The 13,706-nt window shown below is 75.1% G+C and carries 14 protein-coding genes; 9 read left to right on the forward strand and 5 right to left on the reverse strand.

The genetic code is table 11. The features are described from left to right. The first annotated feature begins 130 nt into the window (after nucleotides 1-130). From AB0883_RS10440 to AB0883_RS10455, 4 genes are read left to right on the forward strand one after another with little or no spacing between them, the layout of a single operon-like run. Nucleotides 131-1,225, forward strand: coding sequence for a SagB family peptide dehydrogenase (locus tag AB0883_RS10440; protein ID WP_366640959.1), 1,095 nt, complete (start codon nucleotides 131-133; stop codon nucleotides 1,223-1,225). After that, nucleotides 1,222-2,241, forward strand: coding sequence for an alanine racemase (locus AB0883_RS10445; protein ID WP_366640960.1), 1,020 nt, complete (start codon nucleotides 1,222-1,224; stop codon nucleotides 2,239-2,241). The genes AB0883_RS10440 and AB0883_RS10445 overlap by 4 nt, the downstream gene beginning before the upstream one ends. After that, a complete protein-coding gene (locus AB0883_RS10450; RefSeq protein ID WP_366640961.1) occupies nucleotides 2,238-3,485 on the forward strand; it encodes an MFS transporter in 1,248 nt (415 codons plus the stop codon). The genes AB0883_RS10445 and AB0883_RS10450 overlap by 4 nt, the downstream gene beginning before the upstream one ends. After that, complete coding sequence (locus tag AB0883_RS10455) at nucleotides 3,469-4,212, forward strand: class I SAM-dependent methyltransferase (RefSeq protein WP_366640962.1); 744 nt, start codon at nucleotides 3,469-3,471, stop codon at nucleotides 4,210-4,212. Before AB0883_RS10450 ends, AB0883_RS10455 begins: the two co-directional genes overlap by 17 nt. Before the next feature lie 164 nt (nucleotides 4,213-4,376). On the opposite strand, the gene AB0883_RS10460 is transcribed toward AB0883_RS10455, so the two are convergent. After that, the gene (locus AB0883_RS10460; RefSeq protein WP_366640963.1) at nucleotides 4,377-5,339 is read right to left on the reverse strand and encodes a DMT family transporter; all 963 of its coding nucleotides are present in this window, start codon (nucleotides 5,337-5,339) and stop codon (nucleotides 4,377-4,379) included. A gap of 105 nt (nucleotides 5,340-5,444) precedes the next feature. On the opposite strand from AB0883_RS10460, the gene AB0883_RS10465 reads away from it, so the two are divergent. Next, nucleotides 5,445-6,176, forward strand: coding sequence for an HAD family hydrolase (locus tag AB0883_RS10465; protein ID WP_366640964.1), 732 nt, complete (start codon nucleotides 5,445-5,447; stop codon nucleotides 6,174-6,176). Nucleotides 6,177-6,198: 22 nt separating this feature from the next. On the opposite strand, the gene AB0883_RS10470 is transcribed toward AB0883_RS10465, so the two are convergent. Together AB0883_RS10470 and AB0883_RS10475 are read right to left on the reverse strand one after the other, a co-directional pair. Beyond that, nucleotides 6,199-6,708, reverse strand: a complete 510-nt coding sequence (locus AB0883_RS10470; RefSeq protein WP_121396745.1) for a hypothetical protein — start codon at nucleotides 6,706-6,708, stop codon at nucleotides 6,199-6,201. A 72-nt stretch (nucleotides 6,709-6,780) separates the two neighbouring features. After that, the gene (locus AB0883_RS10475) at nucleotides 6,781-7,650 is read right to left on the reverse strand and encodes a PhzF family phenazine biosynthesis protein (RefSeq protein WP_366640965.1); all 870 of its coding nucleotides are present in this window, start codon (nucleotides 7,648-7,650) and stop codon (nucleotides 6,781-6,783) included. Between the two features lie 33 nt (nucleotides 7,651-7,683). On the opposite strand from AB0883_RS10475, the gene AB0883_RS10480 reads away from it, so the two are divergent. The 3 genes from AB0883_RS10480 to AB0883_RS10490 all read left to right on the forward strand — a co-directional run bounded on the left by AB0883_RS10480 (nucleotide 7,684) and on the right by AB0883_RS10490 (nucleotide 10,889). Further along, the gene (locus AB0883_RS10480) at nucleotides 7,684-8,970 is read left to right on the forward strand and encodes a CBS domain-containing protein (RefSeq protein WP_366640966.1); all 1,287 of its coding nucleotides are present in this window, start codon (nucleotides 7,684-7,686) and stop codon (nucleotides 8,968-8,970) included. Next, nucleotides 8,963-9,577: a DUF1003 domain-containing protein gene (locus tag AB0883_RS10485; protein WP_366640967.1), complete on the forward strand. Its 615-nt coding sequence runs from the start codon at nucleotides 8,963-8,965 to the stop codon at nucleotides 9,575-9,577. Before AB0883_RS10480 ends, AB0883_RS10485 begins: the two co-directional genes overlap by 8 nt. Nucleotides 9,578-9,740: 163 nt before the next feature. Beyond that, nucleotides 9,741-10,889, forward strand: coding sequence for an Mrp/NBP35 family ATP-binding protein (locus tag AB0883_RS10490; RefSeq protein WP_366640968.1), 1,149 nt, complete (start codon nucleotides 9,741-9,743; stop codon nucleotides 10,887-10,889). Nucleotides 10,890-10,988: 99 nt separating this feature from the next. On the opposite strand, the gene AB0883_RS10495 is transcribed toward AB0883_RS10490, so the two are convergent. Next, nucleotides 10,989-11,411, reverse strand: a complete 423-nt coding sequence (locus AB0883_RS10495) for a preprotein translocase subunit TatB (RefSeq protein WP_366640969.1) — start codon at nucleotides 11,409-11,411, stop codon at nucleotides 10,989-10,991. Between the two features lie 74 nt (nucleotides 11,412-11,485). Next, complete coding sequence (locus tag AB0883_RS10500) at nucleotides 11,486-12,829, reverse strand: trypsin-like peptidase domain-containing protein (protein WP_366640970.1); 1,344 nt, start codon at nucleotides 12,827-12,829, stop codon at nucleotides 11,486-11,488. A 279-nt stretch (nucleotides 12,830-13,108) separates the two neighbouring features. Here AB0883_RS10500 and AB0883_RS10505 point away from each other — a divergent pair, with 279 nt between their 5' ends. Beyond that, nucleotides 13,109-13,696 carry an O-methyltransferase gene (locus tag AB0883_RS10505; RefSeq protein WP_089003702.1) on the forward strand — a complete coding sequence of 196 codons (588 nt, stop codon included), beginning with the start codon at nucleotides 13,109-13,111 and terminating at the stop codon, nucleotides 13,694-13,696. Nucleotides 13,697-13,706 lie beyond the last annotated feature (10 nt).

Consider the following 13,706-nt stretch of genomic DNA (forward strand, 5'->3'; position numbering starts at 1 on the left):
TAATGAGGGGAGCTCCCGCATGACCGAGCAGATCGAGGCCTTCGAGCCGGTGGCGTCCGACGACTACGACCAGGAACTGACCTGCCTGGAGCCTCCGGTCGAGGCCTGACCGGTCGAAGCCTGAGTGGTCATGCGTGTCCGTGTGTCGCGGCTGGTCGTCTTCCTGTGGCGTGACGGCCAACTGGTCTGCGACGACCCGCTGAGGCACCGGCAGTTCGCGTTGACCGTCGAGGCGGAGAGGCTGCTGCGCGACTACGCCGACTGGGCCGAGCTCGACGGCCGGCTCGCGCAGCAGCTCCTCGACGCCCACGTTCTCGTCGCCGAGGGTTCGCCGGAGCACGCCCGGGAGGAACGCCTCGGCGCCTGGCGCGACCTGGGACCGGCGGCCACCTACTACCACCTGGCCAGCCGCACGCTCGGCAGCGACGTCTTCCGCTCCGCCGCCGAGGACGCCGCGGTGCTCCGGGCCAAGACCGGCCAGCCGGAGCCGGTCAAGGAGCACGACGGTCCGCGGATCGCCCTGCCCCCCGCCGACCCGCCGGCCGTCGACTTCACCGCGGTCCTCGCCGCCCGGCGGTCGACGCGATGGTTCGACCCGGATCGTCCGGTGCCGCTGTCGGCGTTCGCCGCCCTGCTGCGCTGGACGGCCGGGGTCCGCCGCGAGGTGGACGTCTCCGGAGTCGGTACGGCGCTACTCAAGACCGCCCCCTCCGGCGGGGCCCGCCACCCGGTCGAGGTCTACCCGGTGGTCCGCGACGTCGAGGGGCTGGAGCCCGGCGTCTACCACTACGCGGTGCGCCGCCACGAGCTGGTGCGGCTCACGCCGGCTCCTGGCGAGGACCAGCTGCGCGAGTGGTGCGGCGGTCAGCCGCACGCCGCCCAGGCAAACTTCCTGCTGATGTACGCGGCGGTGCTCGACCGGACCGTGTGGAAGTACCCGGCCGCGCGCGCGTACCGTGCGCTCCTGCTCGACGTCGGTCACCTGAGCCAGACCGTGTACCTCACCGCGACCGCGCTCGGTCTCGGGACGTTCTTCACCGCCGCCACCCGCGACGCGCCCGTCGAGGACGCCCTCGGCCTGTCCTGGCTGGACGAGATCTTCCTCGGCGTGTCTGGCGTCGGCGTGCCGCACCCCGCCGAGCGGGACCGCCAGGCGGCGATGCTCGCCGGCGGCGACGCGGCGTTCTCCTTCCCCCCGGACGCCTGGCACGGACGGGGCGAATGACGCCGAGGGTGACCGTCGACCTGGCCCGGCTGGACGCGAACATCGCGCGGTACGGCAGGCGCGCGGCCGAGGCCGGGGTGGCCCTACGGGCACACGTCAAGGGGCACCGGAGCCCCGAGATCGCCACCCGGCAGGTGGCCGCCGGAGCGGTGGGCGTCGCGGTCCACTCGGCGGCAGAGGCCGAGGCCTACGTCGCGGTGGGCGTGACGGACGTGACGGTGGCGTGGCCGTGGCGCGATCCGTGGCGGTGGACCAGGTTCGCCCGGCTCGCCCGGCACTGCGCCGTGACGGTGCACGTGGACCACCCGGACGCGGTGACCGGGCTCGGCGCGGCGGCCGAGGCGCACGGCGTCGAACTCGGCGTACGGATCGAGGTCGACACCGGTCTGCACCGGGTCGGCGTCGACCCGGACGCGGCCGGGGAACTGGCCGCCACGGTCGCGAAGACCGGCGGGCTGCGCCTCGCGGGCGTGACCGGTTACGTGGGGATCGTCGATCCCGCCGCCGCGCACGACCGGGTCGAGCTGGGCCGTCGCCAGGCGCAGCTGCTGGTGTCGGTGGCCCAGCGGATCCGCGCGGCCGGGTCACCCTGCCCGGAGGTGAGCGTCGGGGGCACCCCGACCCTCGCCGGCGCGCTGGACGTCGCCGGCGTGACCGAGGTGTGCGCGGGCGCGTACGCGCTGCTCGACGGCGGGCTGGCCCGGCTGGGCGAGTGCCGTCCCGAGGCGGTCGCGATCGCCGTCACCACGACCGTCACCGGAAACGACGGGCAGGCGCTGCGCACCGACGCCGACACGCTGCTCGCGGGCGCCGACCAGACCTGGATGAGCGGTGTCGTGCTGACCGGGCCGGACGGCGCGCCGGTCGCCGCGGACTCGGTGTCGGTGGGCGACGAGTTGCGGGTGCTGCCCGGGCACGTGTGCCCGGTGGTGGCCCGCCGGCCGCTGCTGCACGTGCTCGACGACGGCGAGCCGGTGGCGCGGTGGCAGGCGCTGGTCCGCCCGGACCGGGCATGACCGACACCGTCGCGTCCGTGGACCGCCCGGCGGACCCGCTGCGCGAGCGCCGGTTCGTCCTGTTCGCCACGGCCAGGACGATCTCCGTCTTCGGCAACGCGATGGGCCCACTCGCGCTGACCTTCGCCGTACTCGACCTGCCCGGCGGATCGCCTCCGGCGCTGTCGCTGGTGCTCGCCGCGATCTCGGTGCCCAGGATCGCGCTGATGCTGCTCGGCGGCGTCATCGGCGACCGGCTGCCGCGTCACCGCGTGATCGTGGCGGCCGAGCTGATGTGCGGCACGGCGTACGCCGCGATGACCGTCCTCGTGCTGAGCGGACGGGCGAGCGTCGCCGCCCTCGCCGTCTGCGCGGCCGTCGCCGGCACCGCCTCCGCCCTGCTGCTGCCCTCGCTCAACGGGCTGACCGCCGAACTCGTCGCGCCCGGGGCGCGGCAGCGCGGCAACGCGGTGCTGCGGCTGGGTACGAACACCGCCACGGTGGCGGGCTTCACCGCGGGCGGGGCGCTGATCACCTGGCTGGGACCGGGTTGGGCGCTGGCCCTCGACGCCGCGACGTTCGCCGTCGCCGCCGGACTTCTCGCGCGGCTGCGCCTCGCCGCGACGACCCGGACGGCCAGGCGGAACCTGCCCGCCGAACTCCGCGACGGTTGGCGCGAGTTCGTCCGACGGCGGTGGCTGTGGCAGATCGTGCTCTGCGCGGCCGTGATCAACGCCGCCGTCGGGGTCACCTTCGGGCTCGCGGGGCCGTTGCTCGCCAGAGCGCACCTGGGCGGCGCGGGCGCGTGGTCCGGCGTCCTCGCCGGGTACGCGGTGGGGATGTTCGCCGGCGTGCTGGTCGCGCTGCGGATCACCACGACCCGTCCCCTGCGCACGGCCGTACTCGCCGTGTCGATGCTGGGACTGCCGGCGTTGCTGCTCGGAGCCGGTGCCGCGCTGCCGTTCGTGATCCTCGCCGCCGTGCTGGCCGGGGTCGCCTTCGACGTCTTCGGCGTGCTGTGGGAGACGACCGTCCAGTCCGAGGTGCCGACGGAGGCGATGTCCCGCGTGAGCGCGTACGAGTGGCTGGGGGCGGTGGGGCTGGGACCGCCGGTCATGATCGCCGCCGGTTTCGTCGTACCGGGGATCGGCGTGCGGACGACCCTGCTCGGTCTGGCCGCGGTGATCTTCGTCGCCGCGCTCCTCCCGTTGGCCAGTTCCCCCGTCCGGCACTACGAAAGGCAACCCGATGGCCGAGTACGTTGACGCCTTCGTCACGGCGTATGACCGCTTCTGGGCGCCGTACCCCGAGCGGATGGGCGACGCGTGGCTGCGGCTGCACGCACATGTGGCACCCGGAGCCGAGCGGAGCCTGCTCGACGTCGGCTGCGGCACCGGCATCGTGGCCGCCCGGTTCGCCGCCGCCAACTACCGGATCGTCGGCGTCGACGTCTCCGAGGCGATGATCGCCCGCGCGCGCGAGCGGCTGGCCGGCGCCGACGCGGTGCTGATCGCCGCGGACGCCGTGGACTTCGAGGTGCCGCGGCCCTGCGCGTTCGCGGTCTCCACCTACGACATCGTCAACCACGTCGGCGGGATCGAACGGGTCCGCGCCTACCTGCGCCGCGTCCACCAGGCGGTCGCCCCGGGCGGATGGTTCGGCTTCGACATGTCCACGGTCAGGGGACTCCTCGCCGACGTCCCACCGGTCAGCCGGCAGGACGAGGCCGTCTCGGTCGTGGTGGCCCGGGGCCCGCTCGACGGCGATCGCCGCCCGCTGCACGTCACCGGTGAGCTACGCACCGACGACGGCCGCGCGACCCCCTTCGCCACGACGATCACCAACACCGCCCATCCCGTGGCCGACGTGCTCGCCGCCCTGGCGGACGCCGGCTGGGTGACGAGCCACGTCGCCGCAATCGACGACCTGCTCACCCCGGTACCGGACCCGGAGGCGCTGCCCAGGGTCGCGGTGGTCGCCCGACGCGACTGACGGCCGCCGCCCGGCTCCCGGCCGCGAGGGGGCCGGGGGTGGCCGGCCTGCCGCCGGTGCCCCGGCGGAGGGACCGGACCGTCTTCGCCACCGCCCGCGACTACTTCGCGATCCGGGACGCCCTGGTGGCCGGCCCGCGACGCCACCACCCGCGGCCACCCGGGTCAGTTGGGCGGCGGGCCGGCGTCGGCGGGGACGGCGGTGGCGAGCGGTGGGAGGCGGCGGGCCGCGCGGGCGCCACCGAGCACCACCACCGCGACGCCGGACAACAGCAGCGCCAGCCCGACCAGGGCGGTCACCCCGGGCAGCTGCCCGAGCCAGGCCCAGCCGATCAGGGCCGCGCCCGGGGCCTCCAGCAGGGCCAGCACGCTGACCGTGGTCGCCGAGACCTTCTTCAGGGCAAAGTTGAACATCGAGTGCCCGAGCAGCTGGGCGCCGGCCACCAGAGCCAGCACGACGAGCCAGGTGTCGGCGTCGAGGCCGGTCAGCGGCACCCGGCCGACCAGGCAGACCACGAGCAGGACCAGGGCGCAGACCCCGTAGCAGATGGTGGTGTAGGTGGTCGTGCTGATCGTCGTGCGCGCCCGCTCGCCGAGCGCGGTGTAGACCGCCGCGAACAGGCCGCCGGCCACCGCGAGCAGGTCGCCGGCGACGGCCCGGCCGGAGACGGCGAAGTCCGCCCCGGTCGCCACGCCCGCCCCCGCGACCGCCACCCCGATGCCGACCCAGACGACGCCCGGCAGCCGGCGGCCCTGGGCGCGGGCGATCAGCCCCTGCCAGACCGGCTGGGTGGCGCACAGGGCGGTCGCCGCGGCGACCGAGGTGAGCTTGGTGCTGGGCATCCAGGTGGCGAAGTGCGCGGCGAGCGCGACCCCCGACAGCACGCAGTAGAGGCCCTCGCGCCGCCCGGCGCCGACCGTCAGCGACCGGAACTCGGCGCGTCGCCGGGCCGCTGAGAAGGGGCCGAGCACCGCGACCGAGAGCAGGTTGCGCCAGAACGCGACGGCCAGCGCCGGCGCCGCCGCGAAGGCCACCAGCGGCGCGGACGACGAGACGGCGACGACGGCCAGAACGACCGCCCCGGTGGTCACCGGGTCGAACGGCGGGCGGTGCGCTGCGGGGGACACGAGGAGCAATCCTCACACGCCAGGAGTCGCCACGTAACGTCAGCACTCCGTTACGATCATGCATGTCCGCGCCGGCGATTCCCTACCGCCCGGAGGCGCTCCCCCATGCCCACGTACCAGGCGGTCCTGTTCGACTTCTTCGGCACGCTGACCCGTTCCGTCCAGCGGGGCGCGGCCCACCGGTCGACCGCCGAGCTGCTCGGCTGCCCGCCACGCACGCTCGTCGACGTGCTCGACCGCACCTACTACGAGCGGGCCTGCGGGCGACACGGCAGCGCCGAGGCGACCCTGCGCTGGGTCTGCGAGCAGGCCGGCGTGCACCCGTCCGACGAGGCGGTCCGCTCGGCGGTCGCCTCGCGGCACCGGGCCGTACGCGCCGACACCCGGCTGCGGGACGAGGCGGTGCCGACGCTGGCCGCGCTGCGCCGGCTCGGCCTGCGTACCGGGGTGATCAGCGACTGCACGCACGAGCTGCCGGCGTTCCTGCCGCAACTGCCGGTCGCCCCGCTGCTCGACGTGCGGGTCTTCTCCGTGCTGGTGGGGCGCTGCAAGCCGGACCCGGCGCTCTACCAGGCGGCGTGCCGGCGGCTCGACCTGGCGCCGGCGGACTGCCTCTACGTCGGCGACGGCGGCAGCCAGGAGCTGACCGGGGCGGAGCGGGCCGGGATGACCGCCGTGCGGCTGGCCGCGCCGGACCTGGCCGGTCACATGGTGTTCAACGCCGACGCCGCCTGGAACGGGCCGGTGCTGCGTTCGCTCGACGAGGTGGTCGGCCTCGTCGAGCGGGTGCCGGGGCCGGCGGTCGCACCCGTGCCGGCCGGTTGCCTCTCCGCGTGAGCCCGGGCCCGGGCCGGGTGCCTCAGCGGCGGCGGACCCGGTGCAGGCGGAACGGCTTGCGGGTCGCCCGGACCGCCGGCGTCTCGCGGGGCACCTCGGCCAGCGAGTCCGCGGGCAGCCCGGCGCCGGCGACCGGCTCGCCGGCCGGCTCCAACCGGTTCACCGCGCAGCCGTCGGCCGCCCAGCGCTCCACCAGCTCGGCCGTGGGCCCCGGCGCGTTGAGCCGCTTCGCGGCCACCAGCGGCGCGGTGGTCTCCCAGTGCTCGGTGCCGGGCGCCAGGCGGCTCACCCGGGCCGGCCAGGTGACGATCCGCCCGCCGTGGTCACCGCGCAGGGTGACCTGCGCCTCGGTCGCGTCGGCCAGGCCCGGGGCGGACTGCTCCCCGGGGCCGCTGACCACGAAGAGCGCCCCCTCCAGGGGCAGGCACCACAGCGCGAGCGCCGGCCCGCCGGGCACGCTCACCCAGGCCACGGCGGCCTTCTTCATCGCCTCGTCGACCAGCGGCGTGCTGGTCCGCTCCGCGTCGGTCACCCTCGCATCCTCCCGCATCCGCCCTCGTCCGTCAGCGCCGCCCGCCCGGGCGGGCGGCGCGGATCGCCGAGGTCAGCCGACGAACGGGGGAACGGTGATCTCGCCCCGGGCCACCGGCACGACGTGGCCGGCCACCGTGGCGCCCACCGCCTGACCGTCCGCGGCGGTCACCGTGCAGGCCAGCACGGACGGGCGGTTGATCTCGATGCCCTGGTGGACGGTGTACTCCGCGCGCCCGTCGGCGGGCAGCAGGCCGCTGGCGACCAGCCACACCCCCAGGCCCAGGGCGGCCGAACCGGTGGCCGGGTCCTCCGGCACGCCGAGCCCGGGAACGAAGACCCGGGCGTGCGCGGTTTGGGCGGCGGCGTCCCAGGAGAAGACGCTGACGTGCTCCACTCCGTACCGCTGCGCCGCCGCCGCGTTGACCCGGGCGCGGGCCACCGCGTCCGGGCGGACCGGGAGGTAAGGGAACTCCAGCCCGCAGCCGGCCACCCGGGGAGCCGGGCCGACGTGGTCGCCCGCGGTGAGCCCGGCCATCTCCAGCAGCGGCTCCGGGTCCAGCTCGGGGCCGAGGGTGGGTACGCCGCCCGTCAGCGTCGCCCCGGTGGCGGTCACCTCGACGGGCAGCACGCCCGCCCCGCATTCCTGGGTGACCTGCCCCACACCGAACATGCCACGGCGGCTGGCGGTCACCGCCGCGCCGACGCTGGGGTGACCGGCGAAGGGCAGTTCCTCGGCCGGGGTGAAGATGCGGGCCCGGTAGGTGGCGCCGACCTGTGTGGGCGGGAGCACGAACACCGTCTCGGAGAGGTTGAACTCCAGCGCGAGCGCCTGCATCTGCTCGGTGGCCAGCCCTTCGGCGCCGAACACCACCGCCAGCGGGTTGCCGGCGAACGGGCGGTCGGTGAAGACGTCCACGATCTCGTAGGCCAAGGTCGACATGTTGATAAACACTAGGCGCTTAGGCTGGTGCCCGTGAGCACGCCGACCCGGGTCTACCTCGCCCGGCTCGCCGGAGTCGCCGTCTTCGATCCCAACGGCGACCAGGTGGGCCGGGTCCGCGACGCGGTGGGCAGGCTGCGGCCGACGCAACGCCCGCCCGAGGTGGTCGGTCTGGTCGCCGAGATGCCGATGCGGCGGCGGATCTTCCTCTCGCTGAACCGGATCACCTCCATCGACGCCGACGCGGTCGTGCTCGGCAGCGGCACGCTCAACCTGCGGCGCTTCGAGAAGCGCCCGAACGAGCTGCTCGTGCTCCAGGAGTTGCTGGACCGCCGGGTGCAGGTCGACCCCGGCGGGCAGTCGGGCTCCGTGGTCGACGTGGCGATGGAGTGCAGCCGGGGCGGCGAGTGGTCGCTGGCCCGGGTCGCCGTACGCGAGCAGACCGGCCGGTTGACCCGCCGGGGCCACCTGCACCAGGTCGAGTGGGAACGGGTACGCGGGCTCAGCGGCATCGCCGACAGCCGGGGCACGGCCAACCTGCTCTCGGTGCTGGAGGACATGCGCCCCGCCGACCTCGCCAACGCCCTGCAGGATCTCCCCGACGCCCGGCGCAACGAGGTCGCCGCCGCGCTGGACGACGAGCGCCTGGCGGACGTGCTGAGCGAGCTGCCCGAGCGCGACCAGGTGGAGATCCTGGCCGCCCTGGACCGCGAGCGGGCCGCCGACGTGCTGGAGGAGATGGACCCGGACGACGCCGCCGACCTGCTCAGCGAGCTGCCGCCGCCCGAGCAGGACGTGCTGCTCGACCTCATGCAGCCGGGCGAGGCCGATCCGGTGCGTCAGCTGCTCAAGTACACGCCGGGAACGGCGGGCAGCGTGATGACCTCCGAGCCGGTCATCCTCCCGCCGGACGCCACCGTCGCCGAGGCCCTGGCCCGGATCCGGGAACCGCAGCTCTCCCCCGCGATCGCCGCGCAGGTCTTCGTGTCCCGGGCGCCGATGACCACGCCGACCGGCCGTTACCTCGGCATGGTGCACTTCCAGCGGCTGCTCCGCGAACCGCCGGCCGACCTGCTCGGCGGCATCGTGGTCAACGACATCGACCCGCTGCGGCCGACCACCCCGCTGCCGGAGATCACCCGCCGGATGGCCACGTACGACCTAGTCGCCATGCCCGTCATCGACCGCAACAACCGGCTGGTCGGCGCGGTCACGGTCGACGACGTGCTGGACCACCTCCTGCCCCGCGACTGGCGGGACCGGGACGCCGCCGAGCGCCCGTCCACCGCCGGACCGACGCTGGACGGCGCGGATGGCTGAGCAGCGACGGGCGCAGCGGCTCGACCAGCCGCGCGAGCCCCGGGGCGTCAAGCTGCCCCGGTTCGACCCGGAGGCCTTCGGCCGGTGGTCCGAGGGGATCGCCCGGGGGATGGGCACCGCGAACTTCATCGTCTACATGACGGGCGTGATCGCGCTGTGGTTCGGCTGGAACACCCTCGCCCCGGCGCACCTGCGCTTCGACCCGTACACCTTCACGTTCCTGACCCTGGTGCTGTCCCTCCAGGCCAGCTACGCGGCCCCGCTGATCCTGCTGGCGCAGAACCGGCAGGCCGACCGGGACCGGGTCTCCCTGGAGGAGGACCGCCGCCGGGCGACCATGCAGAAGGCCGACACGGAGTACCTGGCCCGGGAGATCGCCGCGCTGCGCAACGCGATGGGCGAGGTCGCGACCCGGGACTTCCTCCGCTCGGAGCTGGCCAGGCTGGCCGAGGAGCTGGACGAGGCGGGCCGGCGCCGGCAGCGGCTGGAGCGCCGGCAGCAGGACAGGATCCCGCAGCACGGCGACGGGCTGGAGGAGCCCCGCGACGACCTGGACGGCGACCAGGCCCACGGCGGCCACCCGGAGGGCCGGGAGGCGGAGGCCTGAGCGGCCCGAACGCCGCCCGCCCCGGGCGCGCCGGCCGAGTGGGGCCGGCCCGATCGTCCCGCTTCGTCCGGTATGCCGTCCGCCCCAGCCGTCGCCATCGATTCGCTCACACCGCCCCCCGCTGACGGCGGTGGGGCATGGCCGCCGACGTAGCATTGCGGGCATGTCAGCACCCGTCAGCACCGTCTCCGACGCGATCCAGGCCGCGCTGGCCACCGTCAACGACCCGGAGATCCGCCGGCCCATCACCGAACTGGGCATGGTCCGCTCCGCCGAGGTCGGCGACGACGGCGTCGTACGGGTCGAGCTGCTGCTCACCGTCGCCGGCTGCCCGCTGAAGGACAAGCTGCGCTCGGACATCACGGCCGCCGTCGGCGCGGTGCCCGGGGTGACCGGCGTGACGATCGAGTTCGGCGTGATGAGCCCCGAGCAGCGCCAGGAACTCCAGGCGAAGTTGCGCGGCGGCGGCGCCTCCCAGGAGCCGGTCATCCCGTTCGCCCAGCCGGGCTCCCGCACCCGCGTGTACGCGGTCGCCAGCGGCAAGGGCGGCGTCGGCAAGTCCAGCGTGACGGTCAACCTGGCCGCCGCGCTGGCCGCCCGCGGGCTCTCCGTCGGCGTGGTCGACGCCGACATCTACGGCCACTCGGTGCCCCGGATGCTCGGCGCGGACGGGCGCCCGACCCGCGTCGAAGACATGATCATGCCGCCGCAGTCGCACGGCGTGAAGGTCATCTCGATCGGCATGTTCACCGCCGGCAACGCCGCCGTGGTGTGGCGCGGCCCGATGCTGCACCGGGCGTTGCAGCAGTTCCTCGCCGACGTCTACTGGGGCGAGCTGGACGTGCTCCTGCTCGACCTGCCGCCGGGCACCGGCGACGTGGCCATCTCCCTGGCGCAGCTGCTGCCCAACTCCGAGATCCTGATCGTCACGACCCCGCAGACCGCCGCCGCCGAGGTGGCGGAGCGGGCCGGCGCGATCGCATTGCAGACCCACCAGCGCGTGGTCGGCGTCATCGAGAACATGTCCTGGCTGGAGCTGCCGGACGGCTCCCGGATGGAGGTCTTCGGCGCGGGTGGCGGCCAGGCGGTGGCCGAGTCGCTGACGAAGACCATCGGCGCGCAGGTGCCGCTGCTCGGGCAGGTCCCGCTCGACACCCGCGTACGCGAGGCCGGCGACGTGGGCACCCCGATCGTGCTGGCCGAGCCGGACTCGCCGGCCGCGAAGGCACTGGGCCAGGTCGCCGACCGGCTCGCCGTGCGCCGGGAGTCGCTGCTGGGCAAGCCGCTGGGCCTCAAGCCCGCCGGCCGCTGACCGTACGCCGGCCACGGCCGGCGCTGTCGCCACCCGCACGGGGGCGGCGTTCCTCCGGGAGCGCCGCCCCCGTCGCCGTCTCCGGCGCGGCGGGCGGGGTCAGGTCGCGTCGTCGTAGCTGGCCCGGGGAGCGGGGGCCGGGGCGCTGCCGGTGGCGGCGGCCGGGCGGCTGCCGTTGGCGCGCACGTCGGCGGCGGAGGCCACGTCCTTCAGCTCGTTGTGCACGCCGGTGACGTCCGCCCGCAGGTTGTCGTAGACGCCCTGGAGGGGCTTCCGGATCGCCTGCTCGTCCTCCTCGCTGAGCAGGTGCTTGCGGATGAACGCCTTCGGGTGCAGATCCTCCAACTGGATGTCGGTGCCCAGCTCGCGACTGAGGTCGGTGGTGGCGTTGCTGGCCATCGTGCGCAGGTTGCGCACCATGCGCAGGCCGTCACTGATCACCGCGGGCAGCCGGTCACCGAAGATCAGCAGCGCCAGGAGCAGCAGCGCACCGATCTCCCACCAGTTCAGGTTCTCGAACACTGCGCGGGCCTCCTTCGGCGTCAGCAGCAAGACTACGCACGTGGGGCACCACCCGGGGAGGGGGTGACCGGTCCCTACTTGGCGTCGGCGGCCAGGGTCACGGAGGCGTTCTGCCGGTTGGCGCCCCGGCGGTACTCCACGGTCACCACCGCGCCGGGTGCGAACTTCCGGACCAGGGCGATCAGGTCGGTCGGTTCGGTCATCGGCCGACCGTCGAGCTTCAGGATCACGTCACCGGCCCGCAGCCCCGCGCCGGCCGCCGGGCCCGACGGCTCCACGGCCGCCAGGCGTACGCCAGCTCCCCCGGTGCCCGCGCCGGACCCGCCGACCTGGGCGCCGATCACCGTGCGCCGGGCCTTGCCGGTGCCGATGATGTCCTGCGTGATCCGCTTGGCCTGGTTGATCGGGATGGCGAAGGCGAGGCCGATGTTGCCCGCCTCCTGCCCCTCGGAGACCAGCGACTTGATCGTCGAGTTGACCCCGATGACCCGGCCCGCGCCGTCGACCAGCGGGCCGCCCGAGTTGCCGTGGTTGACCGCCGCGTCGGTCTGGATCGCCGCGTAGTAGCGCGTCGGGCCGCCGGGCTCGCCGGCCCGCATCGTCCGGTCCAGGGCACTGACGATGCCGGCCGTGACCGTGTTGGCCAGCGAGAGCGGCGAACCCATGGCCAGCACCGGGTCGCCGACGGCCAGCGCGTCGGAGTCGCCGAACTCGACCGGCCGCAGGCCCGTCCGGGAGACCTTGATCACCGCGATGTCGGACTCCGGGTCCTGCCCGACGACGGTCGCCGGGGCCGAACTGCCGTCGTTGAAGACCACCGACGCCTTGCCGGTCGCCCCCGCCACCACGTGGTCGTTGGTGATCACGTGCCCGTCGGCGCTGGCGATGAAGCCGGAGCCCTCGCTCGTGCCGCCGAGCCCCGCCACCCGTACGGTCACCACGCTGGGCAGCACCCGCTCGGCGACCCCGGCCAGCGACTCGGGCCTGCGCTGGGCCAGGCCGGGCGCCTGCGGGTCCGCGCCGAGCACCGTGCCGGCCACGCCGCCCCCGCGCACCGCGAAGGCGTACCCGAGCGCGCCGCCCAGGCTGCCCGCGAGCAGCGCGGTGATCAACGGGATGAGCAGCAGCTGCCGCAGCGTCGGCCGGCCCGGGGCGTCCGGGTCGCTGACCGGCTCCGGCTCGGTGCCGGGGCTCGGCGCGGCCGGCAGCACCACGGCGGCCGGCGCGGTCGGGTCGCGCCACGGGTCGGCCAGCGCGTCGGACCACCAGGGCGAAGTCGTGCCGCCCCCGGCGCCCTGAGGCGTCGGCGGCGACCCCACCGGCGGATGTCCGGGCACCGGCGGTCGCGCCGGCGCCGGAGTTCCCCCGGGCTGGCGCCAGTCCCAGCCGTCGGTCACGTCGGTGCCCTCCCAGTCCATCCCCGGCTCCCGCGCTCCACGGACCCGGCGACAGCGTCGCCCGGTCGCGCTCGCCGGAACACCGCTTCCAGGATTACACGGATGCCGCGGATGGAGTCACCGGTTGCCGACCGTGATCGTCGGGTGGCGGACGCGCGGCTGCGCCCGTTCGACGTCGCCTCTAGGCTCACAGTGCCCACCCGCCCCCGCACCACGCATGCCGCCCGGAGGTGTCCCATCGCCACGGTCGCCGGTTCCGGCAATTCGACGGCCCAGACCCTGCACTTCGCCGAGTCGTACGTGACCGAGGATCTCGTCCTGCGCACCGCCCGCAGCCTGGCCCACGAGGTCGGCCTCGAGGCGGTGACCCCCGGCGCCGGCGCGGCGCTGCGGCTGCTCGCCGCCGCCGGCAGCGCCCGGGCCGTGGTGGAGATCGGCACGGGCACGGGAGTCAGCGGGGTCTGGCTGCTGCGCGGGATGCGCGCCGACGGCGTGCTGACCACCATCGACGTCGAGGTCGAGCACCAGCGGATCGCCCGACGCATCTTCACCGAGGCGGGCTTCGCCGCCGGCCGCACCCGGATCATCACCGGCCGGGCGCTGGACGTGCTCCCCCGGCTCGCCGACGGCGCGTACGACCTGGTCTTCGTGGACGCGGAGGCGACCGGGTTCGCCGCCTGCGTGGACGCCGCGCTGCGGCTGCTGCGGCCGGGCGGCGTGGTCGCGCTCAACGGCACGCTGGCCGGCGGCCGGATCGGCGACCCCGCCGCCCGCGACGTCGAGACGGTGACCGTCCGCGAGGCGATCAAGGCGATCCGGGAGTCGGAGCACTGGATCCCGGCGCTGCTGCCGGTCGGCCACGGGCTGCTCGCCGCCGTCAAGTGCTGACCCGCCGCTG

The organism is Micromonospora sp. NPDC047812, assembly GCF_040704175.1.
In the GTDB taxonomy this organism is placed as follows: Bacteria; Actinomycetota; Actinomycetes; order Mycobacteriales; family Micromonosporaceae; genus Micromonospora.

Coding starts and splice junctions, on each gene's coding strand:
- AB0883_RS10485 (WP_366640967.1), top strand. CDS start 8,963: ATGGCTGAGCAGCGACGGGCGCAGCGGCTCGACCAGCCGCGCGAGCCC.
- AB0883_RS10465 (WP_366640964.1), top strand. CDS start 5,445: ATGCCCACGTACCAGGCGGTCCTGTTCGACTTCTTCGGCACGCTGACC.
- AB0883_RS10450 (WP_366640961.1), top strand. CDS start 2,238: ATGACCGACACCGTCGCGTCCGTGGACCGCCCGGCGGACCCGCTGCGC.
- AB0883_RS10490 (WP_366640968.1), top strand. CDS start 9,741: ATGTCAGCACCCGTCAGCACCGTCTCCGACGCGATCCAGGCCGCGCTG.
- AB0883_RS10475 (WP_366640965.1), bottom strand. CDS start 7,650: ATGTCGACCTTGGCCTACGAGATCGTGGACGTCTTCACCGACCGCCCG.
- AB0883_RS10440 (WP_366640959.1), top strand. CDS start 131: ATGCGTGTCCGTGTGTCGCGGCTGGTCGTCTTCCTGTGGCGTGACGGC.
- AB0883_RS10500 (WP_366640970.1), bottom strand. CDS start 12,829: ATGGACTGGGAGGGCACCGACGTGACCGACGGCTGGGACTGGCGCCAG.
- AB0883_RS10455 (WP_366640962.1), top strand. CDS start 3,469: ATGGCCGAGTACGTTGACGCCTTCGTCACGGCGTATGACCGCTTCTGG.
- AB0883_RS10445 (WP_366640960.1), top strand. CDS start 1,222: ATGACGCCGAGGGTGACCGTCGACCTGGCCCGGCTGGACGCGAACATC.